A 24,374-nucleotide genomic window follows, 5' to 3' on the forward strand; every position below is an offset into this window, starting at 1 on the left:
CGGTCGCGCCCTCGTACAGCACGACCACGCCCGCCTCGCCCACCGTCCCGGTGATCACCGGCGCTGCCACGTTGGTCAGCGTGTCCGCCGTGGACCCGCTGTTCGATCCCACGTCGAGCACCAAGCCGGAAGGAGCGTTAGCCCCCGTGTCGATGGTCACAGTGAGCGCGGTGGATGCGGACGAGCTGTTGCCCGCCGCATCGGTCACCGTGGCCGTCAGCGTGTGTGCGCCGTCGCTCAGCGAAGCCGCCGTAATGCTCCACGCGCCCGCCGCCGAAGCGGTCACCGTGCCCAGGGCGGTCGCGCCCTCGTACAGCACGACCACGCCCGCCTCGGCCACCGTCCCGGTGATCACCGGTGCCGTCACGTTGGTCAGCGTGTCGGAGGGCGAGCCGCTGTTCGACCCCACGTCGAGCGCCAGCCCGGTCGGCGATGAAGCGCTTGTGTCGATGGTCACCAGGAGGGAGCCCGACTCCCCGCTCTCGACGCCGGATACGATCACCTTGGCCGTCAACGTCCAGGTCCCGTCGGCAAGCGTCGTGCCGGGGGCCACAGTCCAGGCGCCTGAGCCGTCGGCCGTTCCCGTCCCGATGTCGACACCATTTCCATACAGATGCACGACGCTGCCGGCATCGGCAGTCCCCGTCAGCATGGGCTGCGACGCGTTCGTCACCGCGTCACCGACCGCTCCGCTGTCCGATGCCGGGCTGAGCACCGGGGTGGACGGGCTGGCCGGGAGAACGATCAGCGTGTCGGTGCCGTTGAGCGCCAATGTCTGGAACGGTGTGTAGACGGTTTCAACACCGGAAACGAAGAGCGTCCCCTGGTTGCCGGCCGGGGTGAAGATCACCACGTCCGTACCGGTTCCGCCGATCAGCGTCTCGACCAGCGTCGCCGTCAGGGTGTTGCCATCGCTGCCGAGCGTGACCATGTCGGTGCCGGTGCCGCCGGTCAGCGTTTCGACGCCGCTCACCAGCAGCGTGTTGCCGCTGCTCCCCAGCGTCACCACGTCAGTGCCTGCGCCCCCGACCAGCGTCTCGACACCACTCACCAGCAGCGTGTTGCCGTTGCTGCCCAGTTTCACGAGGTCGGTGCCGATGCCGCCGATCACCGTCTCGACCCCGTCCACCAGCAGCGTGGCGCCGGCGCTGCCCAGGGTCACCACGTCGGTGCCGGACGTGCCGATCAGCGTCTCGATCCGCCACACGGTGAGCGTGTTGCCCGCGCTGTCGCCCAGCGTCACGATGTCGAGGCCGCTGCCGCCGTTGATCGTTTCGACGCCGCTCACCGTCATCATGTTGCTGCCGGTGCCCAGCGTCAGCACGTCGGTGCCGGAACCGCCGGTCAGCGTCTCCAGCAGCCGGACCAGCAGCGTGTTGCCGCCGCTGCCCAGCGTCACCGCATCAGTGCCGGAACCGCCGAACAACGTCTCGACCCGCGACACCTCGATGGTGTTGCCGCCGCTGCCCAGCGTCACGATGTCGGTCGCGCCGCCGCCGGTCAGCGTCTCGACGAGGTTCACCAGCATGGTGTTGCCGAAGGTCCCGCCAAACGTCAGCACGTCGGTGCCGGAACCGCCGGTCACCGTCTCCAGCCGCGACACCGTCAGCGTGTTGCCCGCGCTGTCGCCCAGCGTCACGATGTCGAGGCCGCTGCCGCCGTTGATCGTTTCGATGCCGCTCACCAGAGCGGTCATGCCGCTGGCGCTGATCGCCACCACGTCGGTGCCGGAACCACCGGTCAACGTTTCCAGAGCGGACACCAGCATGGTGTTGCCGGTACTGCTGAGCGCCACGACGTCGGTGCCGGAACCGCCGATCAACGATTCCAGAAGGGACACCGTCAACGTGCTCCCACCGGTGAGCAGCGTCACAACGTCGGTGCCGGAACCGCCAGTCACCGTCTCGATGCCGCTCACCCTCAGTGTGTTTCCGCCGGTGCCGAGCGTCACAACGTCGGTGCCTGAGCCGCCGATCAGCGTCTCCACAAGCCGGACCGTCAGCGTGTTGCCGTCGCTGTCCAACCGCACCACGTCGCTGCCGGAACCGCCCACCAGGGATTCGACGCCGGTCATCCACACGGTGTTGCCGCCGGTACCCAGCGTCACCATGTCGAGACCGGAACCGCCGATCAGCGTCTCCACAAGCCGGACCGTCAGCGTGTTGCCGTCGCTGTCCAACCGCACCACGTCGCTGCCGGAACCGCCCACCAGCGATTCGACGCCGGTCACCCACACGGTGTTGCCGCCGGTACCCAGCGTCACGGTGTCGGACCCGGAGCCGCCGACGATGCTCTCCAGGAACCGGACCGTCAGCGCGTTGCCGCCAGTGCCGAGCGTCACGATGTCGGTGCCGGAGCCGCCGATGAGGCTCTCCACCAACCGGACCGACACCGTGTTGCCGCTGTTGCCCAGCGTCACCGAATCGACGCCGACGGCGCCGGTCATCGTTTCGATGCCTTCCGCCAGCAGCGTGTTGCCGCCGCTGGCGAACGTCACCGCGTCGGTGCCGATGCCGCCGGTCAGCGTCTCCAGCCGGAACACCGTCAGCGTGTTGCCCGCGCTGTTGCCCAGCGTCACCACGTCGGTGCCGATGCCGCCGGTCAGCGTCTCGACGCCCTCTACCAGCAGGGTGTTCCCGAGGGAGCCCAGGATCACCACGTCGGTGCCGATGCCGCCGGTCAGCGTCTCGACGCCGCCGACCAGCATCGTGTTTCCGAAGGAGCCCAGCGTCACCGCGTCGGTGCCGGAGCCGCCGGCCAGCGTCTCGATCCGGCTCACCAGCAGCGTGTTGCCGCTGCCGCCCAGCGTCACCAGGTCGGTGGCGGTGCTGCCGGTCAGCGTCTCGATCCCTGTGACCAGGAAGGTCGCCCCGATGTCGACCAGCGTCACCACGTCGGTGCCGGTGCCGCCGGTCAGCGTGTTGATCTGCGACAGCGCGATCGTGTTGCCGCCATCGCCGAGGGTCACGGACACGGGGGAAACGTTGCGGAAATACTCCAGTTCGCCGCCGTCGACGCCAATCACCAGATCGCGGTCGCCGTCGCCGTCCAGATCGCCGAGGGACGGCCGCGGATACGCCCCGGGTCCGGCATTCCCATAGGGATTCGTGGCGAACAGCGAAAAGGTCGGCGCCGCCGCCGTGCCGACGTTGACGTAGACGGTGCTTTTGGTGATGAGGTCGACGAGGCCGTCCCCGTTGATGTCCGCCAGAGCGGGCGCCGAATAGCCGTCGGTGTCGCCGGGCAGACCGAAGGGATTGGTGCCTTCCAGAGAAAAGGTCGGCGCCAGCGTCGAGCCGTTGTTGCGGTAAAGGAGGATGTTCCCGTCCGCACTGCCGATCAGCAGGTCGAGGTCGTCGTCGCCGTCCAGATCGGCGAAGTTCGGCGCCCCGTAACTGCCGGCGTTCTGGATGCCGAACAGGCCGGTGCCTTCCAGAGAAAAGGTCGGCGCCTGCGGCGAGGTCCCATTGTTGCGGAAGAACAGGGTGGTGCCGGCGTGGTTGCCGATGAACAGGTCGAGATCGCCGTCGCCGTCGATGTCCACCAGACCGGGAAGCGCGCCGCCCGCGCTGACGTTTGTGATCCCGAAGGGATTGGTGCTGTCCAGCGTGAAGGTCGGCGACAGCGTCGTCCCGGTGTTCCGGAAGAAGAGCGTGTTGCCGGCCGCGTTGCCGACCAGGAGGTCGAGATCGCCGTCGCCATCCAGGTCCGCCAGCACCGGGGCGGCCTCGCTTCCGATGTCGGAGAGGCCGAAGCTGTTGGTCCCGATCATAGTGAAGGTTGGATTCGCCACAGTCATTCAGCCCTCACGCCACGCGGCCGGCACGGACACCGGTCCCTGATGGATCAATGCACGGGCAAGAGCTAATTATTGGTATATAGAAGCATCAGGAACACGTTACTGTTTAGAAATGCTGGAGTGCGAGCGCATAAGTCCTGTTTCTCCGCTGGTTTCTTGGCCACCGCGAAAACGCGCGCATACCGGCAGCGTCAGGATACCTCACACCGCAAAGTAACACTGTCCGATTGAACTTGAAACCAAAGGTTTTCAGAAAGGTGGAGAATCGCCCTCCCGGACGGACCCAGGGCCGAACGATCCTGCTGGCGCGCCAGCCAAACAGCCGGTCCCGTCCAAGGCCCTGGCTGGCCTCGGAGCGGGCTTTCGAACCGCGCCGGTGATCGCGAACGTGTGCACGGATGCCGTATGAGGGAGGCCGTCGAGTTCGCCACACTGGAATGGGACGACCGGTTCAACCACCGGCGCCTACTCGAACCTATCGGAAACAGCCCTCCCGCCGAGGCCGACGCCCGCTACCAAACCCAAACCGGGGACGTCGCCACGGCGGCGTGATTCAACACAAATGGCCTCCAGAAAACCCGGTGCGGTTTACCTTTCGCCAGGACTGGTGAGGGTGAGCTGCTGCATGATTGGTCAGCGGCAACGCTGAAATTAATCGCACACAACGACTTCGGCAGACGAAAGTCGGTGCAGCAGGTGCTGGCGGCGGCGTTTGTCGGGCGGCAGCAGTTCGTAAAGAAAGGTCTCGATGGGCCTCCAGACCGAGACCCAACCAAGGATGACGAAGCTCTCCTGCAAAATCCGGGTCAGCGGGCGAGCCGGAAAATTGTTGGAGATCTGCCAAGCAAGGAAAAGGCAGATGGACAGCACCACGAAGCCGATCAAGGCCGCTTGGCGCCACGTTCGGATCGACTCGCGATTCCTTTTCGCCTCGCCGGCAGCACAGGCGGCGAAATGGCCGGTCAACGCGGCGGAGACATCGAACGTCGGACACCGCGTCATCTCCTTGGCCGGAAGATGGATGACGATGCGAACCGGCTGGTTCCCAGGCTGTTCCTTCACCCGCCGCAGGAAATACTCCTCGGCCCCCGCCGTCAGACGGCCTTCGCGGAACGGCGACGGATCGACGCTGTCGAACAGTTGCGACAGGTGGCTGAGCCTGACGTCGATGGCGTCGCTCTTCTTTTCCACCGGCATCGCCATCTCCGCGTTCAAGACCGAACATCCCGCGGCGGCCGCATCGCCGAGGGCGGCACCGGAGTTGGCCTGCGCGCCGTCTCACGGCCGCCGAACCACGCCACGTAGAGCGTCGGAAGGAAAACGAGCGTCAGCAGCGACGCGACGAGGAGACCGCCCATGATCGCGAAGGCCATCGCACCCCAGAACACGGTGAAGGCAATGGGGATGAGGCCGAGCACGGTGGAGGCGGCGGTCAGCATGATCGGGCGGAACCGGGAACCGCAGGCTTCGACCACGGCGTCCGGGACGGCTCGTCCCGCGGCCCGTTCCGCCTCGATCTGCTCGATCAGGATCACCGCGTTCTTCGCGATCATGCCGACGAGCGCGAGGACCCCGAGGATGGCGACGAAGCCGAGCGGCTGGCCGGACGCCAGCAACGCCAGCACGACGCCGATCAGACCGAGCGGCACCACGCTCAGCACGATCGCCAAGCGCTGGAAGCTCCGGAGTTGGACCATCAGCACGGTCAGCACCAGGAGCAGCATCAATGGAATGACGGCGAAGACCGACGCGCGGCTTTTGGCACTTTCCTCCGCGATTCCGCCGACCTCGATGCGGTATTCCAGCGGCAGGGTGGCCGACAGGTCGGCAATCCGGGGCGCCAGGGCTTCGATGGCGGATTCCGGTGGAACGCCGGGCGCCACGTCCGCCTGCAGCGTCAGGGTCGGCTGACGCCCGCGCCGCCAGACCAGCGGAAGATCCTGGGTGTAGCCGAAGGACGCCAGTTGGTTCAGCGGAACGCTCCGTCCGTTCGGCAGGGACACCGGCAGGCTGCGCAGCGTTTCCACCGACAGGGTCTGCCCGCGGGCATCCCGTGCCAGAACGTCGATCAGATAGATCCCGTCGCGGATCGGCGTGACGACGCTTCCCGAGACGGCGGCGTTCAGCATGGAGGCGACGGCGGCCGAACTCAGGCCCAGGCGCCGCGCTTCGTCCTGGTCGATCCGCACCCGCAATTTGCGGGCGGTTTCCATCCAGTCGAAGTTGATCCGTCGCGTCTCGGGAAAGGTCGCGACGACCTGCGCGAGCTTCATCGCGATCTCGCGCACCTCGCTCGGGTCCGGCCCCACGACGCGGTACTGCAGCGGCCACCCCACGGGTGGTCCGAGTTCCAGCGGGTACACGCGGGCGACGGCGTCCGGGAACTCCTCGGCCAGCAGAGTTTCCAGGCGGGATTGCAGCCGTTCGCGCGCCGCGATGTCCGTGGTCACGACCACCGTCTGGCCGATGAAGGGGTTGGCGAGCTGGACGTTCAGCGGCAGGTAGAAGCGGATCGCGCCGCGCCCGGCATAGCTGCTCCAGCGCGCGACCCCCGTCTCTTTGGCCAGCAGCGCGTCGAACCGCTCGACCGCCTCGCGCGTGGCGTGGATCGAGGCGTTCTGCGGCAGGCGGAGATCGACCAGAAGCTCGACCCGGTCCGACGGTGGAAAGAACTGCCGCGGAACGAGACCGAGCGCCAGGATCGCGGCGACGAACAGGCCGAGCGTCGTCGCGATCGTCAGCCCGCGGAACCGGATCGCCGCGCCCAGAACGCGGCGGTACAGCCGCAGCACGACGCCGGGCTCTCCGCCCCGCCCCGGCTTGGGCGGCCGCAGCAGCATCATGCCCAGGACGGGCGCGAAGACGGTCGCGACGAGCCACGACGCGATCAGCGCGATGCCCACGACGGCGAAGATGGAGAAGGTGTATTCGCCGGCCGAACTCTGCGCGAAACCGATCGGTACGAAACCCGCGATGGTCACCAGCGTGCCGGACAGCATCGCGACGGCCAGGGCCTTGTAGGGATACACGGCGGCGACCTCCATCCGGTCGCCGGCGGCAAGCCGCCGGGTCATCGCGTCGATGGTGGTCATGGCGTCGTCCACCAGCAGGGCGAGCGCGATGATCAGCGCGCCCAGCGAGATGCGCTGGAGGTCGATGCCGAGCAGATCCATCGCGGCGAAAACGATGGCCAGCGTCAAGGGAATCGTGATCGCGACGATGGCGCCCGCGCGCAGACCGAGAGCGACGAAGCTGACGATCAGCACGATGACGACGGCCTGCCACAGCGACGTGATGAAGTCGGAGATCGCCTCGTCGACCGTGCGCGCCTGATCGGCCACCAGATGCGCCTCGATCCCCATCGGCAGGCCGGCGCCGATGCGCGCCATCGCCGCCGAGACGTTCCGGCCGAGGGCGAGGATGTCGCCGCCCGGACGCATCGCGATGGCGAGCCCGATCGCCGGTTCGCCGTTCACACGGAACAGCGGCTGGGGCGGATCGGCCAGATCGCGGCGCACCTCGGCCAGATCGCGCAGGCGCAGCATGCGTCCCCCGGCCACGAAATTGACGTCGAGGATGTCCTGCTCCGACGCGAAGGCGCCCGAGACCTGCAGGGACAGCGCTTCCTTGCCGGTGCGCAGCACGCCGGCCGGGCGCACCGCGTTCTGCGCCTGCAAGGCGGCGATCAGGGCGCCGGGCTCGACCCCCAGCCCGGCCAGCGTCTCCAGCGAGAAGTCCACGTAAACGCGCTCGTCCTGCTCGCCCAGAAGCTCGATCTTCGAGACATCCGGGATCAGCAGCAGGCGTGAACGGACGTCTTCGACGGCGTCGCGCAATTCGCGGTGCGTGAACCCGTCGGCGGTGAAGCCGTAGATGATGCCGAAGGTGTCGCCGAAGTCATCGTTGAAGCCGGGGCCGAGGACGCCCTGCGGAAGGGTGTGGCGCATGTCGCCGACCCTCTTGCGCACCTCGTACCAAGTGTCGCTCACCGCGCGGCCATGGGTGCTGCCGATCAGATCGACGAAGATCACGGTCGTTCCGGGAACCGTGTAGCTGCGCAGCGTGTCGAGGTTCGGCACCTCCTGCAGCGTCCGTTCGATCCGCTCGGTCACCTGCTGCAGCGTTTCGTCCAGGGTGGCGCCCGGCCACTGCGCCTGCACCACCATGGTGCGGATGGTGAAGGCCGGGTCCTCCGCCCGGCCGAGCTTCAGGAACGCGAGGGTTCCAGCCAGGACGACTCCGATCATCAGGAAGAGGACCAGGGACCGGTTCCGGATCGCCCACGCGGAGAGATTGAAGCCGCTCATGGCCCGGCCCCGAGCATGCGGACCTTCTGCCCCGGCCGCAACGCCTGCACGCCCGCGGTGACCACGATCTCGTCGGCTTCAAGGCCACGCGCGACGATGACGCGGGCGAGGTCGTAGCGCTCGAGGTCGATGTTGCGCAACGCGACGGTGCTCGTCGCCTGATCCACGATCCAGACCGCCGGCTGCCGGTTCGCCTGCGTCAGGGCCGTTGCGGGAATCTCGAAACCGCCCACGCCGCCGACCTGGATCGACCCGTTGACCGTCGAGCCGAGGCGCATCGCGTCGGGCGGGTCCTGAAGGCCGACCCGGACGGTGAAGGTGCGGGTCACCGGATCGGCCTGCGGTGCCACTTCGCGCACGCGCCCCATGGCCTGCACCGCGGGGTCGGAGGTCAGAGCCACGGTGACGACCGAGTTGGCGGGGGCGATCCGGAACACCGGTGCCGGAACGTCGAAAACGGCGTCGCGCCCGTCCCGGCGGGCCAGATGCACGATCATGCGACCGGCCGCCACCACCTCGCCGGGTTCGGCGCCGCGGGCGGTGACCGTGCCGGCGCCGTCGGCCACCAGCTCCGTGTAGCCCAAATGATCCTGCGCGGTGTCGAACTGCGCCTGCGCCGAATCGACCTGCGCCGCCGCGGCCTTCAGCGCCTGCGCCGCGGTGTCGTAGCGGGCGCGGGTGGTCCAGCCCTGGCCCAGGAGGGTTTCCTGCCGTTCGTAGTCGTTGCGTGCCAGCGTCTGCTGTCCCATGGCGGCGTTCAGGTTCGCCTGCGCCGTTCTCAGGGCGTTGCGGGCGGGTTCGGGGTCCAGGCGCGCGATGGGTTGCCCCGCTTCGACCTGATCGCCGACATTCACCAGACGTTCGACCATCCGCCCGTCGATGCGGAACGCGAGGCTGACCTCGTCCTGCGCCTGGATCTGGCCGGTCAACGACAGGGTTTCGCCGCCCTCGTGCTTCACGACCGTCACCACCCGCACGGGGCGGACCGGGTCCGCGACGGGTTCCTCGCCGGAACCGCAAGCCGCGAGCAGGATCGACGGTGCGACGGCGAGCAGAGCCCATCGGCGGCGTGCGCGTTCGGCTCGTCTGTGGTTCACGGATTCCCCCATTTTTGCGGCGTCCGGCGATCCCGATGTGACGTTCGCCCTAGATTCCGAGGCGCTTGAGCAGGCTGGCCAGAACGATCAGGACGACCAGAGCGAGCATCGGTATGGCGGCTGCGACGACGAAGACGTCGCCATAGGAGTCGCGATGGTTGAGCCTGCAGACGGTGAGCAGCGTGATGACGGCGCCGTTGTGCGGCAGCGCGTCGAGCGCACCCGAGGCGACCGCCGTCACCCGATGCATCACGTCGAGCGAAAAGCCGGACGCCTGCGCCATGTCCACGAAGGTCGGGCCAAGCGCGTCAAGCGCGATGCTCATGCCGCCGGACGCCGAGCCGGTCATCGCGGAGAGGACCGCCACGGACGCCGCGACCGACACCAGCGGGTTGCCGCCGCCGATGGCAACGACGGCTTGGCTGATCATCCCGAAGACCGGAAGGGCGGCGATCACCGCGCCGAAGCCGACGAGGCTCGCCGTGCTGAAGATCGGCAGGACCGAAGCGTCGGCCCCCTTGTCCAGGCTCGTGCGCAGATCGCCCAGGCGGTTCCAGTTGCCGGCGATCAGAAGAAGGATGGCGAGGAACAGCGCCACGATGACCGCCCATACGCCGCGCACGGCCTCGATGGTTGTGGCGCCGAACCGCGGCTCGGCGAGGAAGGCGGTGTCCATCCGGGGAGCGACGACCTGGACGAACAGGAAGTTGCTGGCGATGACCACGACGATCGGCAGCACCGCCAGCGCGGCGGGGGGCAAGTCCTCCGTGTCGGCGCGTCCTTGCCGGGCGGGATCGGTGGAGAGTTCGGCGATGTCGAACCCTTCGCACTGCGCGCGTTCGCGCGCCGCGCGGTCCAGCACCGGAGTGCTGTCGACATGGTCGCCGTACCCCTCGCCGGAGGCTTTCGCGGTGGCGGCCCGGCGGTCCAGCCACAGGACACCCAAAACGAACATCACGATCCCTGTAACGATCCCGAGACCCGGCGCGGCGAAGGCCGTGGTGCCCAGGAAGGGCATCGGGATCGCGTTCTGGATCGCCGGCGTTCCCGGCAGGGCCGACATGGTGAAGGTGAAGGCGCCCAGCGCGAGGGCGCCCGGTATCAGCCGCTTCGGGATGTCGGCGTCGCGGAACAGGGCGGCGGCCACCGGGTAGATCGCGAAGGCGACCACGAAGGCCGAAACGCCGCCGTAGGTCAGGACGGCGCAGCACAGCACCACCGACACGACCGCGCGGTCCGGCCCCAGCCGGGCGCTGACCAGCCGGGCGAGGGATCGCGCCGATCCGGTGTCGTCCATCAGCTTGCCGAAGATCGCCCCAAGCATGAACAGGGGAAAGAAGGCGATGATGAAGGAGCCGGCGTTGGTCATGAAGATCTGGGTGTAGGCGCCGAGGATCGGCAGGCCGCCGGTCAGCAGGGCGGCAAGCAGAGCGGCCGCCGGCGCCGCGATCAGCAGGGTCATGCCGCGATAGGCCAGGAAGATGAGCAGCGCGAGCGCGACGAGGACGAAGGTGAGATCGATCATGTCGGTGGCTCCGTGGGGGCCTGCTTAGGGGGCTCCGTGCGAAGGCGGCTGGGACGGCTCGGGGTAGCGCGCGTCGTAGGGATAGCGCGGAAAGTCCTTGCCGAGCCTCCGCCAGTCCGCCAGCCACCGCTCCGTGACCGCCCGCCCTTCCTCGCGAAGCGCCGCGAAGTAGTCCGGGCAGCGGTTGAACTTCGAGGTGTGCTTGAGGCCCCAGGCGGTGTCGCGGGTCATCTTGATGGTCCGGACCGCGACGATCTTATGGGTGTCCAGCGGCGGACGCTCGTTCCCATACCGCTCGATCCACTGGTTGATCGTCATGATGGCGTCCAGTTCCTGGTTGAGCGACAGATTGCCGGCCAGATCGTTTTCCCGGTCCCGGATGTCCTCGAGGCCGATGTTCGGGGAGGCGGGATGGAACTCCTGGGGGTTGATGCGCACGATCCAGACCTCGTCCGGCTTCTCGTCCTTCACCCGGGCGTCGAGAAGGTCGCGCACCGGCGGATTGCGCGAATACAGGCCATCCCAATAATAGCCGTTGCGGGTGACGGTCCGGCCCGGCACGCAGGTCGGAAACACCATGCCGGGGATCACCTGTGCGGGCATGACCTCCGGAAGCGTCCCCGACGCCGCCACGCCGTCGAGCGAGATCGCCCGGCGCATGCGCCAGCGGGTGATGTCGTACTGGCTGATCTCCCGGCCGTCCGGCCGCAGGCCCATCTGTTCGAGGGTCTTGTTGGAATCGAACACCTCGAAGTTGCCGCTGAGCACCTCGATGGCGCCGGCGAGAATCCGGATGTCGGCTTCGGCCACCCGCGGCCAATCGATCGCGTCGAAATCCGGACACAGGTCCTTCAGCAGCTCCGGGAATCCAAGATACTGCCAGCGGGCTCCCATCATGTTGAGGCCGGCCAGTCCAAGTTGACCGACGGCGGAATAGGGGTTGGACGCCGGCAACGGCAGTCCCTGCGATTTCCACTCCATAAGGGTGGCGACCAGATGGTTGTGGGCGGTCTCAACCGGGTTGGTCGCGGCGAAGGTCGTCCACAGAAAGTCCAGGCGCTCGACGGCCTTGCCGATGGTGCCGCACGCCGTGTCGGCAGTGTTCGGGGCGAGGCCGTACCACGCCGCCAACGCACACAGCGCACCCGCCGATGTGCCGCTGATCGCGACGATGTCGAAGGTGTCGCCGTCCCGCGGGGTCTCGTCCCAGCGCTGCTTCGTCGTCAGGATGGTTTTCAGGACGCCCCAGGTGAACGCGGCGTGCGTTCCTCCACCCTGGCAAGCGATCGCGACCTTCTTGGTGGCCATGTCTTCACCGCCTTCCAGCGTGTCTAGGGGGACCGGTCGTTGGGCAGCAGGTGTCCGGACGTTTCCCCGGACGCTTCATGCGCCAGGGTTTCCTCGATCCGCCCCAGCAGGTAGGGGAAGAAGGGGTTGGACGACATGCGGAGCAGGGCATCCATGCTGACGATCAGCGCTCCACGCTCTCCCCGGGCGGCCACCGCGCCCAGGTGGATGCCGAAATCCTCGTTGGGATCGGGGTGCAGGCCGTACAGGGAATCGGTCGTCGGAAACGGAAGGGCGACGTGCGAGAGCGAATAGACGTCGGGGGGATAGACCAGCCCCAATTCCTGCACCCGTTCCGTCTCCGCACCGGCCTCCGTCATGCGCGCGACCACGTCGGGGCGCTCCGCATCGGCGTTGGTGATGATCGTGGTTCTGAACCGGCGGGGCGGATCGGGCAGGATGCGCGCCAGCATGGTGTCGGACGCCGAACTCAGGAGCGGGCCGAATTTGGTGTTGCGGTTCACGTCGAACAGCACGAGTTCGCTGCCGTTGGCGGGCAGGTGAGCGTACAATCCGGACAGGATCGCGCGCGTGCTGACGGTGAAATCCATCACGGACTGGAAGGTGAGGATCGGCGGAAGGCCGTCCAACCGGCCATTGCCCGCAAGGTTTGCGATTCGGCTCTGAAGAGCCGATGTCAGCAGATGCGACTGCCGCGCGCCATTGACCGGAAACGAGTTGTACTTGAAAGGGTTGAATTCCGGCACCACGCCGAGCCAGGCGGCTTTCGCGAATGGGGGGAAGATCGCGGGCAGGCCGGCCAACCCGGCGAAGCGCGCGAATGCGGTGATCCCGATCATCGGCGAGATCAGAATGATGCGGTCGGGGCGCTTCAGCCGGGTATCGTCGTGGGCGTCGAGCGCATACATCATCGCAAGCGCGCCGCCGTTCGAAAACCCGACCACGTGGAACGGTTGGTCCGGAGCGATGCGCCGCTGCGCTTCCCGCGCGGCCAGCCGGGTGGCCGCCAACCAATCCTCCCACACGATGTCCGCCAGACCCGCGGGAACCGTTCCGTGTCCGGGCAATCGGATGGCGATGGCGACGAAGCCGTAGGCTTGATAGAGTCGGGCGATGTGACGAAGGCTGTACGGTGAGTCGGTCAAACCGTGAAGGAACAGCACCACTCCTTTGACGGGACCATCAGGCTCAAGCACATAGGAGCGATTCCAATCCTGGGAGAACCGCCCGGGATAAATCGGGCTTCCATCGAAATACCGGTTGACCGGAATGCGTTCCCCAGGGGGCAATTTCTGGGTGACTTCCGCCCGCACACTGTCGAAGATGGCAGCCTCTGCCTTCATGTATTCGGTCCAGCCGCCGGTGTCGAGATCCTCACTGTGCAGTTCCTTCGGCACGAAGGTGTGCCAGATCTCGAGTGGCAGGCCACGTTGCGAGTCGTAGGCGCGCACAACAAGCAGAACGACGGCGCTTACGGCGAGCAGCGTGATCATTCTCCTTGCGACTTTCCGTGCCCATAGTTTCATGAAGATATGACTTTCGAGTTTGGAGGCTTCTCTTAGCCACTGCAAATCGAGTAGCCACCGCAAATCGGGACAACCAATTCGAAGGCGCCCAGAATCATGGGAACCGAGGCGAGCCGGAACATGCCCATGGCGATGCCCGTCTTGAGAGACTTGCGTGCACTGCCAGAAGCCTCGATCATCGCAAGCATTCGCATAGGAATGTTAACGTAAAAAGCCACACCGGAACGCGATCCGGAGAATTTATTTTATGCAAATGGCATTTCTGATGAAAGACTTCATTATTGACTAATCCGAGCGTTCATTGTGAGTTATGGCGCTACGCTTAATTTACGGCAGCCATTTCGGCTAAATATGCCTATTAAGAACCAGACCGCTACCTGACCAATGCTGTTTAATGTCTGAATAATTGAGAAGGCCAGCGCGCTCATGGACATCGATCTGGGCTGCGCCGCATTCTTCGGAAGCGGACCGCGGATGTCGTGGAGGGATCGAGGACAGTTGAAGCATGGGCTACGAAGGCGCTGTGGACCCCATCGGCGCGTTGGACGGCCTCGCGGGATGCAGCGGCCGGCTCCCCGGAGGTGCGCCGGCACCTTGGGCAGCAGCCGCCGCGGTACAGCAAGCTGTCGTCGCTGACCGACACCAAACTCACGTCGGTGCAGGCGTCCCTGCTGATTCAAGCGGAGCAGGCAACCCTTCAGCCCCGTCATGGCACGCCTTCGGCGTCACCGTTCGACGCGCCAGCCGGGCAACCGTTCCATTACGCTGAAATCCTGGGTAGGCCTGAGGCCGCCTGGCTTGAACATGTTCTCAAGTGGGGTCTGTAGCCTGCTGGGTTGGACAATCGAACTCCTCCATCGCCTTGTACCACTGGTCAGACAGAGCTTTTGCCAAGCTGTCGGCGGTGGGAAACGACCGGCACAGCAGCGCGTCGCCATGAACGAATCGTTCGCGAAGACTTTCGATCGTCATGGCGATCATCAATCTCAGCACGCCTTCGAATTTGCTGCGCTCATCCTCCGAAAATGGACGGCCGCGGCGGCGGGCGACGACCGCTATGATGCGATCGACCCATTCCGAATTCATGCGTTCGCGCATGCGCAGAACCTCCGGATCACGCGTGGCGAGTTCGGAGAACAGGCTGTAAACGCCGGCGTTCGCCTCGTAAGCGCGGCAATAGACCGTGTTGGCGTCCAGGATCGCATCGTAACTGCTCCTCGGCCCCTTGCTTGCCGACCGCCGATACGTCACATGCTCGAAGAACAGGTTGACCAGGACGGCTGCACACTCGTCCATATCTTTGAAATAATTATAGAAAGTGCCACGGGACAGCCCGGCCTCGTCAAGCAGCGCCTCGACGGTCATCAATTTTCCCGGTGACGTACGAAGGTGGCGAGCGACGATCGAGAGCAGCATGTAGCGCGTCCGCTCCCGTTTCGGGCGCGTCCGTTCCCGGCTCCACATCGCGAGCACCTCTTCGAAGAACAGCGGAGCGGAGCCTTCGCCGCACTCGGGCTCGCTTCCCGGTTTGCTTACACCCTCCCGCATCCCTGCGCCCTCACCCTTCGACCGAATCGGTCCTGACCATGAATGTTGGACAATCGCACTGTACCCTCTTGACGCGGTATATTTTTATACATACTGTCATTTTTAGACAATGCGTCATCACTGGACAGGCCGATGGTACCTACGATGGTGGACGTGAATAAACCTTCAAGTGGCACCTTGACCAGGGAGGCGAACCTGCAAACGAGGTCCACCGGCGCGACGATCGAGTTCCAATCCGTCAGGAAGGCCTATGGATCGGTAAAGGCGCTTCATGATTTCTCTTTGACGATTCGTCCGGGAGAGTTCCTGACGATCCTTGGATCGAGCGGGTCCGGCAAAACCACCGCGCTCAATGCACTTGCGGGCTTCTCCACGACCGACTCGGGCGATATCCGCATCGACGGGCGTTCGGTGATCGACGAGCCGCCGGAGCGGCGAAATCTGGGGATGGTGTTCCAGAACTATTCCCTGTTCCCCCACATGTCGGTGTTCGACAACATCGCCTTCCCGCTGCGCATGCGCCGCGCGCCGCGCCGGGAGATCAAGGAGCGGGTGGAACGGGTGCTGGAGATCGTGCGGCTCGGCCCGTTGGCCGGTCGCATGCCTCGCGATCTGTCCGGCGGACAACAGCAGCGCGTCGCCTTCGCCCGGGCCATCGTGTTCGAACCTCCCGTCCTGCTCATGGACGAACCGCTGGGCGCCCTCGACCTCAAACTGCGCGAGGCGCTGCAGTTCGAGATCAAGGAAATCCAGCACCAGCTCGGCTGCACCGTGGTCTATGTGACCCACGATCAGCGTGAGGCCCTGGCCATGTCGTCGCGCATCGTCGTGTTGCGCGACGGACGGATCGAGCAGGTCGGCACGCCGTCCGAAATGTACGACGCGCCGCAAAGCCGCTTCGTCGCCGATTTCATCGGGCAGACCAACCTGCTTGCCGCCGACGTGGCGCAGCCCGGATCGGTGGCCATTCCCGAACTCGGCGTCACCTATCGGGAAAACGCATTCACGGCCCGTCCAGGCTCCTGGTACGCGAGCATCCGCCCCGAGAAGCTGCAGCGCCGCCCGGCCGAAGGGCCGGACATCGCCGTGACGGTCACCGTCCAGGAGGCCGTGTTCCTCGGCGACGTGATCGAATACAGCGCCCGCACCGATCACGGTGCGCTCATCCATTTCCGGGAACAGAGACGCGACAGGGACCGGATTCCGGAACGCGGAGAGGCTGCGAACCTAGTTCTCCGCCCATCCGACGTCGTCCTCGTTCCGGACCTTTCCAGAACCAGTCGATGAAAAGCTGATAGAGGAGCGTTCTATGAACAAGCTGCTGTGGAGCCTCTCTCTCGGAGCGGCGCTCGTCGGCGCCGCCGGTGGTGCGGCGCTGGCTCAATCCCGGGACAAGACGGTCGTGATCGCGAATTACGGCGGCGCCTGGGCGGAGACGCTCAACCGCATCTGCGTCCAGCCCTTCACCAAGGAGACGGGGATCACCGTCACGCAGGCCGCGACGGAAGACTCCCTCGCCCAGATCCGTGCCCAGCAGACCACCAGGAACATTCTGTGGGACATCGCGCCCACCGAGCGTTCCGGACTGCCGGTGTCGCAGAAGAACGGTTGGCTGGAGCCCATCGACTGGTCGGTGGTCGATCCCGACAACAAGCTGCCGCCGATCGCCCGCAAGACCCACGCGATCGGATCGGTGGCCTACTCCACCACCATCGGCGTGCGCACGGACAAGCTGCCGGAAGGCAAGACCTTCACCGGCTGGAAGGACTTCTGGGACGTCAAGCAGTTCCCCGGCCCCCGCACGTTGCGCAACTCCCCGGCGGAGAACCTGGAATTCGCGCTGATCGCCGACGGCGTGAAGCCGTCCGAGGTCTATGACGTGCTCCGTTCGCCGGAAGGCGTGGACCGCGCCTTCAAGAAGCTCGACGAGATCAAGCCGGCGATCACCGTATGGTGGACGAGCGGGCAGCAGCCGGTCCAGTTGCTGGCCAGCGGCGAAGTCTTCTACGCGACCGCCTTCAACGGCCGTATCCAGCAGTTGCAGAAGGACAAGCTCCCGGTCGCGCTGATCTGGAACGGCGGCTCGCTCGACGTCAGCTACTACTCGATCGTCAAGGGGGCCAACAACGCCGCCGCGGCCATGCAGTTCATGAAATATTGCTGGAACGAGCCGCAGCGTCTGGCCGAGATCGCCCGCGCCATGCCCTACTCCAGCTTCAATCCCGACATCTACAAGATCCTGTCGGCGGAGGAAGCTAGGCAACTTCCGACCAGCCCGGAAAACATGGAGGTGCAGTTCGCGCTGAACGCCGAGTTCTGGGCCGAAAACCTGCCGCGCATTCAGAAGCGGTGGGAAACTTGGCGTCTGCAATGAGCGACGGCGTTTCCATGCCGCGTGATGGGATAGGGGCGGCGCGCCGACGGCGCGCCCCCTTCTCCTCCCTCTGGCTGCTCGCCCCGGCGGCCTTGCTGTTCCTGCTGGCCTTCCTCGTTCCGGTGGGCGAGGTCGCGCTGTGGAGCCTGCAGGGCGATGCCGGACTGACGGCGGAGCATTACCAGGAAGCGCTTGGCGAGGGGCCCTACCGCACCATCCTGTTCGGAACGTTGCAACTCGCCGCCGGCGTGGCCTTCGCGTGCATCCTGGCCGGCTATCCCGCCGCCTATTGTCTGGCGTCCTGCCCGCCGAGGCGCCGCACGTTGCTCCTCCTGCTCATTCTGACACCGCTTTGGGTCAGCGTGCTGGTGCGGACCTTCGGCTGGATCGTCGTCCTGGGCCGCGAGGGATTGGTGAACTCCATGCTGATTGGTGCGGGGATCATCGATACACCGCTCCAGATGCTGTACAGCCGTGGGGCCGTGTACATCGCGATGGTGCAGGTGCTCCTGCCGGTCGCCATCCTGGTCATGTTCTCCAGCATGACGACGATCAACCGCTCCCTGCTGCTGGCGTCGCGCATCCTCGGCGCCACCCCGTGGCGTGGCTTCCTCCACGTCTTCCTGCCGCTGAGCGCCGGCGGCGCGATCAACGCGTGGATGCTCACCTTCGTCCTGGCCCTGGGCTTCTTCATCACCCCGGCCCTGGTCGGCGGGCCGAAGGAGAACATGATCGCGAACATCATCGCGACGCAGATCACGGTCACCCTCGACTGGGGGCTGGGTTCGGCTCTCGGGATGGTGCTGCTGGTCGCCGGCTTCCTGATGGTGGGCGCCGTCGCCCTGCTCTTCCGGCGCGTGACCCGGCTGAGCGGCCATGGAGGGACGCGATGAAACGAACACTGTGGGAACAGTCCGGACGCTACCTCCTGCCCGTCTATTTCGTCGGCGTCCTCCTTTACCTGTTGCTGCCGCTGCTGCTGGTGGTGCCGATGTCGGTCAGCGAGACGCGCTACCTCAAATTCCCGCCGACCGGCTTCACGCTGCACTGGTACGAGGACTTCTTCGCCACGCCCGGCTGGATCGACGCGACCTGGCGCAGCCTGGTCATCGCAACCGCCAGCGCGCTGCTCGCGACCGTCGTCGGCACGGCGGCGGCGCTCGTCCTGAGCCGCGACGGCCGCGCGGTGCGGATCGCGGGACCGATCTTCCTGGGGCCGCAGGTCGTGCCGGTCATCATCCTCGCCCTCGGCACGCTCCTCGTCTTCAGCCGCTTCGGCCTGTACGGCTCCATGGGCGGCATCGTGCTGGTGCACGCCGTCCTCGCGCTGCCCTTCGTCACGACGACGGTGTCGGGAGCGCTGCGCCAGACCGGCGACACGCTCGCCAGGGCCGCCCGGGTCCTGGGCGCCCGGCCGCACGAGGCCTTCTGGTACGTCACGCTGCCGACCATCCGCCCGGCGGTCATCTCCGCCGGCGTCTTCGCCTTCTTCATCTCCTTCGACGAGCTGGTCATCGCCCTGTTCGTCATGGGCCGCAACGAAACCTTGCCAATGCGGATCTGGGCCGACATGCGCCACGATCTGACGCCGGTTGTCGCGGCGGTCGCGTCGCTGCTCATCCTGGCCACCTTTGCGGCGGTTTTCCTGAGCGACCGCATCCAGCGCCGCGCCGCACGGCGCGCGGGATAGCCGGTCGCGACGGGCCACCCCTCATCTACCGGACCCTCATCTACGGGAAGAGTGATGTTCGCAGATTTTCGCACGGAAGAACCCGATGCTCTCGCCCGCCGTCTGGAAACGGCAACGCTTCCGGATTCGGTGTTCGACCTCCTGGCGCAAACCGCCGTCCGGCATCCGGACGCCCCGGCGTGGCGCTTCATCGACGACGGCGTGGAGCGGAGCTGGGGCGAGGTGCTGGCCAAGGTCGAAACCGCCGCCGCGGCCTTCGCCGCGCTCGGCATCGGCCCCGGCGTGCATGTCGCGGTCATGGCCTGGAACCGGGAGGAGTTTCCCATCGCGTGGCTGGCGTTGTCCCGCCTGCAGGCGGTGATGGTGCCGGTGAACGCCACCTACACCTCCCGCGAGGTCGAGTATGTGCTGAAGACCTCGCTCGCCGCCTTCCTCATCCTGGAGGCGGAGTTCCTGCCGCATCTCGACGCGCTTGAGACGGTGTCGCTCCCTCCGTCCAACGTCATCGTCATCGGCGATGCGGCGCCGGGCCGGCATCGCCGCTGGCAGGCGCTGATGGACGAGGCGCAGGGCCGCCGGGCGCCCCACACACCCCGTTCCGCGGACGCGGTCCTCAACCTCCAGTACACGTCGGGCACCACCGGCTTCTCGAAGGCCTGTATGCTGACCAACGAGTACTGGCTTTGCCTGGGCTACAGCTCCACCGAGTTCTTCGCCACGGACCTGCAGCGCTTCTATGTGGGATCGAGCTTCTTCTACATGGTCGGGCAGAGGATTCTGCTGAACGCGATGGTGAGCGGCGGCTGCGCCTTCTTCCCGCGCAAGCCCGGCGCCAAGCGCTTCATGCTCGATGTCGCGCAACTGGAGTGCGACTACTGCGCGCTGTTCGAAATGGTCTACAAGCAGCCGGCCCGGCCAGCGGATGCGCACAACGCGCTCAAGCTGGCCACCATCTTCGCGTTCGGCCCGGAAAGCCACGCCGACTTCCAGCGCCGCTTCGACGTGTACGGGCAGGAGTTCTACGGCATGACCGAGATCGGCGGCGGCACCTACATGCCGGCGCACCGGATCGCCGAGATGACCGGCTCGGCCAGTTGCGGGGTGGTCGCCCCCTTCCGGGAAGCGATGATCGCGGACGAGGACGGCAATCCCGTGCCGACGGGCGCGACCGGAGAGCTTTGCGTGCGTGGCCGCGGCCTGCTGAAAGGCTATTTCGGAAACGAGGAGGCGACGGCGCAGGCGTTCCGCAAGGGCTGGTTCCGCACCGGCGATCTGGCCCGCGTTGATTCCTCCGGGTATCACTACATCCTGGGCCGGACCAAGGACATGGTGCGGCGCAGCGGCGAGAACATTTCGGCCCGCGAGGTCGAGGTGGTGCTGCGCACGCTCGACGGAATCCAGGACGCCGCGATCGTTCCGGTTCCCGACAATTATCGCGGCGAGGAAATCAAGGCCTACATCCAGCTGGCGCCGGGGGTCGATCCCTCGACCTGCACGCCGGAGCGCATCGCCGATCACTGCGGGCGGCATCTCGCGGCCTTCAAGGTGCCCCGCTACTACGAGTATCGCGACTCCTTCCCTCTCACGGACTCGCAGCGTGTGCAGAAGAAGCATCTGCTGGCGGAAAAGCCCGACCTCCGCGTCGGCGCCTACGACTGGCAGGACAAGATCTGGCGCTGACGCCTGCACCCCGTTTCCCTGTGAAAAAAAGCCAACCGGCCTCGAAGAGGACTTCTGACATGCCCGAGATTACCGCCCAGACCGAGGGCGCGATCCGCATCCTGACCATCTCCAACGAACCCAAACGCAACGCGTTCGAAGGCACGATGGCCGCGGATTTCCTAAGCCACCTGAACGACGCGGACGGCGACGGCGCCGTGCGGGTGGTCGTGGTGACGGGCGCCGGCGACATCGCCTTCTCAAGCGGACACGATCTGAATGAAATCGCCTCCGGCGCCCACGCGGCGACGAACCTGGGAGAGGCCCCGTTCCTGCGTCCACGGGACATGAGGAAGCCGGTCATCGCGGCCGTCAACGGGCACTGCTACGCCGCGGCGCTCATCCTCGCCCTGTCCTGCGACCTGCGCGTCGCAAGCGTCAACGCGACGTTCGGGTCGCCGGGCGCCCGCCTGGGCATGCTCCCGGAGGGTGGGCAGATCGGTCGGTTGCCGCGCCTGATGTCGTCCGCCCGCGCCTTGGAACTGATGCTGACGGCCAATCCCCTTCCCGCGGACGAGGCCTACCGGACCGGCTTCGTCAACCAATTGGCGGGAAAGGGCGAGGCGTTGAAGGAGGCGCTCGTCCTGGCGCGGGCCATCGCGCGGAACGCCCCCTCCGTGGTTGCCGCGATCAAGGCCGGGGTGATCCTGGGGGAGCGCGAAGGGATCGAAGCCGCCGGTGCCTATGAGGCGACGGTCGCCCGCCGGCTGGAAAAGGCGGCGGACGCCCGCGAAGGCGTCAGCGCCTTCCTGGAAAAGCGCGCTCCCGTGTTCCGTGGTGGCGAGTGACGGTGTCCATCCAACATCGTCCTTATCGAAGGGAAAGAACCACCGTGCCCGAGAACTTCACAGCCTTTGTCATCGAGGACGTCGGCGGCAAGCCGAAGGGCGGCTTCACGACGCTGACGCTGGCTGACCTGCCGGACAACGATGTGCTGGTCGAGGTCGCCTGCTCCACGCTCAACTACAAGGACGGACTCGCGGTCTCCGGCAAGGGCAGGATCGCCCGCAAGCTGCCGATGGTCGCCGGCATCGACCTCGCCGGTACCGTGGTCGAATCCCGCTCCCCCGCCTGGAAGCCCGGCGACAAGGTGGTCGCCAACGGCTGGGGCCTGTCGGAAACGCAATGGGGCGGTTACACCCGCTTTCAGCGTCTGAAGGCGGAGTGGCTGACCCGCCTGCCGGACGCCTTCTCGTTCGAGGAGGCCATGGGCATCGGCACCGCCGGCTACACCGCCGCGCTGTGCGTGGACGCGCTGGAGCGGTGGGGCGCCATCCGCCCCGGCGGCAAGGAGGTGTTGGTCACCGGAGCGGCCGGCGGAGTCGGCTCCGTCGCGGTGGCACTGCTCGCCAAGCGCGGCTACCCGGTCGTGGCCTCCACCGGCCGGCCCGAAACGCACGACTATCTGCGTGGCCTGGGGGCCACCGGCTTCATCGACCGCGCCGCCCTTCTGGAAAAGGGAGCCCCCTTGCAGAAGGAGCGCTGGGCCGGCGGTGTCGACTCGGTGGGCGGGCAGACGCTGGTCAACGCGCTGTCGCAGACCGCGTGGGGGGGCGCCATCGCCGCCTGCGGCTTGGCCGGCTCCTCCGATCTGCCGGGGACGGTCCTGCCGCACATCCTGCGCGGCGTGGCGCTGCTGGGCGTCGACTCCGTGATGGCACCGCCGGACCGCCGCGACGCCGCCTGGACGCGGCTGGCGCGCGACCTGGACCGGAACGCGCTGAAGACGATGTACGAGGTGCAGCCCTTCGACGCGCTGCCCGAACTGGCAACCAAGATCCTCGCCGGGACGATCCGCGGCCGCATCGTCATCGACGTGACCCGTTGAGGGATTCCGGCAGGCTTCGGCCCTTCCTGCCGCCCCGCCCGCCGCGCAACCTCCCGATTGCGTGGCGGGGCTCCCCTGAGACGATGTGGCCGGCATCCCTTCCTCGACAGCGTCTCGTTATTCCGGCTTGCGCACCAACGTCGCGATGAGCGAGAGGGCGATGTCCCACTCGGTATCGCTGCGGGCCGAGCCCTTGTAGATGCGGATGCCGTTGCTCGGCTTGGTCTTGCCGATCATGAAGACATCCGACGACACCACGCCGATGCCCCGCTCATACAGCATTTCGGCGATGGCCGTGGAGTCTTGGGAGGAGTCGAGATCCAGCCAGAGGAACAGGCTTTCCGGATCGCTCTTCGCCAGAGCTCCACCGAAATGGGCCAGCGCCAGACTGTGGCGCGTCGTCAGCTGTTGGCGCAGCGTGCCGACGAATTCCAGGTGCTTCTTCTGCTCCAGCAGGCTCTGCACCAGCGTGAGCGAGATGACGTCGGTCATCCAGATGCTGCCACGAAGCGCCGAGGCGATCGCCGCCCCGAACCGTTCCGGGAAAGCCACGAACCCGCAGCGGTTGCCGGGCGCGATCACCTTGGACAGCGACGAGATGTGGAAACACCCCTCCGGATAGAGCGACCACAGGCTGGGCAGCCGGTTCGACGCCAGCGGCCGGAACAGGTCGTCCTCGACGATCAGCAGGGAATTGCGGCGGGCGATGTCCACGATGGCCTGTCGCCGGTCCAGCGGCATGGTGACGGTGGTCGGGTTGGCCAGCGTCGGCACCAGAAAGATGGCCTTGACCCGCGGGTTGCCGACCAGCCGGGCGAGGCTGTCGGGAATCATCCCGTGCTCGTCCGTGTCGACCGGGATCAGACCCAGACCCAGCACCTGTGCGGCGGCCTTCACGCCCTGGTAGACCAGTCGCGGCACCAGAATGGAATCACCGGCGGTCAGCACGCTGGCCAGCACCACCAGGATCGCGTGCTGGGCGCCGGCGGTCACCGCCACCTGGTTGGGCGTGGCCGCGACTCCCCAGGACAGCAGCCATTCCACCGCCAGACGGCGGTTGTGGTTGCTGCCGAAGGCCGAATGATACTCCTGCAGGCGCGCCAGATCGTCCGGGTGGCTGGCGATCTTGCGCAGCAGGCTGCCGATGAACTCCTGATAGCCCGGCACACTCAGCTTGTGGACCGACAGGTCGATGGCCGGGGGCAGGCGCGGCTGGTCGTAGGATGGGGCGGCGTGGTTCAGGTCGCGCCCGCGCACCGCCGTGCCGCGCCCCGCCTCCGCCGAGATCACACCGCGCTTCTTCAGCAGGTTGAAGGCCTTGGTGATGGTCGTCAGGTTGACGTCCAGGGAGCGGGCCAACTCGCGGTGCGACGGCAGCGGCTGTCCGGGAGACAGCTGCCCACTGGCCACCTGCGCCGACAGGGCGGTGGCGATGCGCACGTAGATCGGGCTGTCGCGGTCGAGTTCGGCCATCGTGGCCTTCAGCGTTGCCAGAGCGCGCGCATCGATGCCGCTCCGCCGGTCGCGGCTGTTCAGTGCCATTGTCCTTCCCATGATGGCCTATCGCGCCCGCTGTCGCCTGAGCGCAGGGGCGTCGACGTTTGGGCCTCACCATACATTGCCGGGTGCGGACGCTTCAAGTGTATGGCGGCA

The 24,374-nt window shown here is 66.5% G+C and carries 16 protein-coding genes and 1 pseudogene; 8 read left to right on the top strand and 9 right to left on the bottom strand.

Annotation, left to right across the window (positions count from 1 at the left end; all coding sequences use genetic code 11):
* A partial coding sequence (locus tag JJL56_RS30170) for a beta strand repeat-containing protein (protein WP_200487544.1) occupies positions 1-3,772 on the bottom strand: 3,772 nt, incomplete at its 3' end.
* Positions 3,773-4,207: 435 nt separating this feature from the next.
* Here JJL56_RS30170 and JJL56_RS30175 point away from each other — a divergent pair.
* Positions 4,208-4,351: pseudogene (locus tag JJL56_RS30175) on the top strand (IS3 family transposase); the annotation flags it as partial.
* Between the two features lie 99 nt (positions 4,352-4,450).
* Here JJL56_RS30175 and JJL56_RS30180 read toward each other — a convergent pair.
* The 7 genes from JJL56_RS30180 to JJL56_RS30210 form a co-directional block, all read right to left on the bottom strand.
* Positions 4,451-5,014, bottom strand: a complete 564-nt coding sequence (locus JJL56_RS30180) for a hypothetical protein (protein ID WP_200487545.1) — start codon at positions 5,012-5,014, stop codon at positions 4,451-4,453.
* Positions 5,011-8,106, bottom strand: a complete 3,096-nt coding sequence (locus tag JJL56_RS30185) for an efflux RND transporter permease subunit (RefSeq protein ID WP_200487546.1) — start codon at positions 8,104-8,106, stop codon at positions 5,011-5,013. Before JJL56_RS30185 ends, JJL56_RS30180 begins: the two co-directional genes overlap by 4 nt.
* Complete coding sequence (locus JJL56_RS30190; protein ID WP_145627761.1) at positions 8,103-9,203, bottom strand: efflux RND transporter periplasmic adaptor subunit; 1,101 nt, start codon at positions 9,201-9,203, stop codon at positions 8,103-8,105. The genes JJL56_RS30185 and JJL56_RS30190 overlap by 4 nt, the downstream gene beginning before the upstream one ends.
* 49 nt (positions 9,204-9,252) lie before the next feature.
* On the bottom strand, positions 9,253-10,728 hold the full coding sequence (locus tag JJL56_RS30195) for a GntP family permease (protein WP_145627760.1): 1,476 nt from the start codon (positions 10,726-10,728) through the stop codon (positions 9,253-9,255).
* 24 nt (positions 10,729-10,752) lie between these two features.
* Positions 10,753-12,036 carry a patatin-like phospholipase family protein gene (locus tag JJL56_RS30200; RefSeq protein ID WP_145627758.1) on the bottom strand — a complete coding sequence of 428 codons (1,284 nt, stop codon included), beginning with the start codon at positions 12,034-12,036 and terminating at the stop codon, positions 10,753-10,755.
* 23 nt (positions 12,037-12,059) lie between these two features.
* Positions 12,060-13,529 carry an alpha/beta hydrolase gene (locus tag JJL56_RS30205; RefSeq protein WP_145627757.1) on the bottom strand — a complete coding sequence of 490 codons (1,470 nt, stop codon included), beginning with the start codon at positions 13,527-13,529 and terminating at the stop codon, positions 12,060-12,062.
* An 843-nt stretch (positions 13,530-14,372) separates the two neighbouring features.
* A complete protein-coding gene (locus tag JJL56_RS30210) occupies positions 14,373-14,978 on the bottom strand; it encodes a TetR/AcrR family transcriptional regulator (RefSeq protein ID WP_247891330.1) in 606 nt (201 codons plus the stop codon).
* Positions 14,979-15,254: 276 nt separating this feature from the next.
* On the opposite strand from JJL56_RS30210, the gene JJL56_RS30215 reads away from it, so the two are divergent.
* Genes JJL56_RS30215 through JJL56_RS30245 form a run of 7 tightly spaced genes read left to right on the top strand, consistent with a single transcriptional unit; the run spans position 15,255 to position 22,721 of the window.
* Positions 15,255-16,397 (top strand): ABC transporter ATP-binding protein, encoded by a 1,143-nt coding sequence (locus JJL56_RS30215; protein WP_247891331.1) that lies wholly within the window; start codon positions 15,255-15,257, stop codon positions 16,395-16,397.
* A gap of 22 nt (positions 16,398-16,419) precedes the next feature.
* Complete coding sequence (locus JJL56_RS30220; RefSeq protein WP_200487549.1) at positions 16,420-17,484, top strand: ABC transporter substrate-binding protein; 1,065 nt, start codon at positions 16,420-16,422, stop codon at positions 17,482-17,484.
* A complete protein-coding gene (locus tag JJL56_RS30225) occupies positions 17,481-18,377 on the top strand; it encodes an ABC transporter permease (protein WP_200487550.1) in 897 nt (298 codons plus the stop codon). Before JJL56_RS30220 ends, JJL56_RS30225 begins: the two co-directional genes overlap by 4 nt.
* A complete protein-coding gene (locus JJL56_RS30230) occupies positions 18,374-19,174 on the top strand; it encodes an ABC transporter permease (protein ID WP_145627748.1) in 801 nt (266 codons plus the stop codon). Before JJL56_RS30225 ends, JJL56_RS30230 begins: the two co-directional genes overlap by 4 nt.
* 54 nt (positions 19,175-19,228) lie before the next feature.
* Complete coding sequence (locus JJL56_RS30235; protein ID WP_200487551.1) at positions 19,229-20,854, top strand: class I adenylate-forming enzyme family protein; 1,626 nt, start codon at positions 19,229-19,231, stop codon at positions 20,852-20,854.
* 59 nt (positions 20,855-20,913) lie between these two features.
* A complete protein-coding gene (locus JJL56_RS30240) occupies positions 20,914-21,681 on the top strand; it encodes an enoyl-CoA hydratase/isomerase family protein (protein WP_200487552.1) in 768 nt (255 codons plus the stop codon).
* A 44-nt stretch (positions 21,682-21,725) separates the two neighbouring features.
* The gene (locus tag JJL56_RS30245; RefSeq protein WP_200487553.1) at positions 21,726-22,721 is read left to right on the top strand and encodes an acrylyl-CoA reductase family protein; all 996 of its coding nucleotides are present in this window, start codon (positions 21,726-21,728) and stop codon (positions 22,719-22,721) included.
* A 117-nt stretch (positions 22,722-22,838) separates the two neighbouring features.
* Here JJL56_RS30245 and JJL56_RS30250 read toward each other — a convergent pair whose 3' ends face one another.
* Positions 22,839-24,263: an aminotransferase-like domain-containing protein gene (locus tag JJL56_RS30250; RefSeq protein WP_186453017.1), complete on the bottom strand. Its 1,425-nt coding sequence runs from the start codon at positions 24,261-24,263 to the stop codon at positions 22,839-22,841.
* Positions 24,264-24,374 lie beyond the last annotated feature (111 nt).

This window comes from Azospirillum aestuarii, assembly GCF_016632405.1.
Taxonomy (GTDB): domain Bacteria; phylum Pseudomonadota; class Alphaproteobacteria; order Azospirillales; family Azospirillaceae; genus Azospirillum; species Azospirillum aestuarii.

What these genes read in the sequence shown, in the direction of transcription:
- JJL56_RS30185 (WP_200487546.1), bottom strand. Translation starts at nt 8,106, where the DNA reads ATGAGCGGCTTCAATCTCTCCGCGTGGGCGATCCGGAACCGGTCCCTG.
- JJL56_RS30210 (WP_247891330.1), bottom strand. Translation starts at nt 14,978, where the DNA reads ATGCTGCTCTCGATCGTCGCTCGCCACCTTCGTACGTCACCGGGAAAA.
- JJL56_RS30220 (WP_200487549.1), top strand. Translation starts at nt 16,420, where the DNA reads ATGAACAAGCTGCTGTGGAGCCTCTCTCTCGGAGCGGCGCTCGTCGGC.
- JJL56_RS30240 (WP_200487552.1), top strand. Translation starts at nt 20,914, where the DNA reads ATGCCCGAGATTACCGCCCAGACCGAGGGCGCGATCCGCATCCTGACC.
- JJL56_RS30235 (WP_200487551.1), top strand. Translation starts at nt 19,229, where the DNA reads ATGTTCGCAGATTTTCGCACGGAAGAACCCGATGCTCTCGCCCGCCGT.
- JJL56_RS30230 (WP_145627748.1), top strand. Translation starts at nt 18,374, where the DNA reads ATGAAACGAACACTGTGGGAACAGTCCGGACGCTACCTCCTGCCCGTC.
- JJL56_RS30205 (WP_145627757.1), bottom strand. Translation starts at nt 13,529, where the DNA reads ATGATCACGCTGCTCGCCGTAAGCGCCGTCGTTCTGCTTGTTGTGCGC.
- JJL56_RS30215 (WP_247891331.1), top strand. Translation starts at nt 15,255, where the DNA reads ATGGTGGACGTGAATAAACCTTCAAGTGGCACCTTGACCAGGGAGGCG.
- JJL56_RS30250 (WP_186453017.1), bottom strand. Translation starts at nt 24,263, where the DNA reads ATGGCACTGAACAGCCGCGACCGGCGGAGCGGCATCGATGCGCGCGCT.
- JJL56_RS30195 (WP_145627760.1), bottom strand. Translation starts at nt 10,728, where the DNA reads ATGATCGATCTCACCTTCGTCCTCGTCGCGCTCGCGCTGCTCATCTTC.
- JJL56_RS30200 (WP_145627758.1), bottom strand. Translation starts at nt 12,036, where the DNA reads ATGGCCACCAAGAAGGTCGCGATCGCTTGCCAGGGTGGAGGAACGCAC.
- JJL56_RS30225 (WP_200487550.1), top strand. Translation starts at nt 17,481, where the DNA reads ATGAGCGACGGCGTTTCCATGCCGCGTGATGGGATAGGGGCGGCGCGC.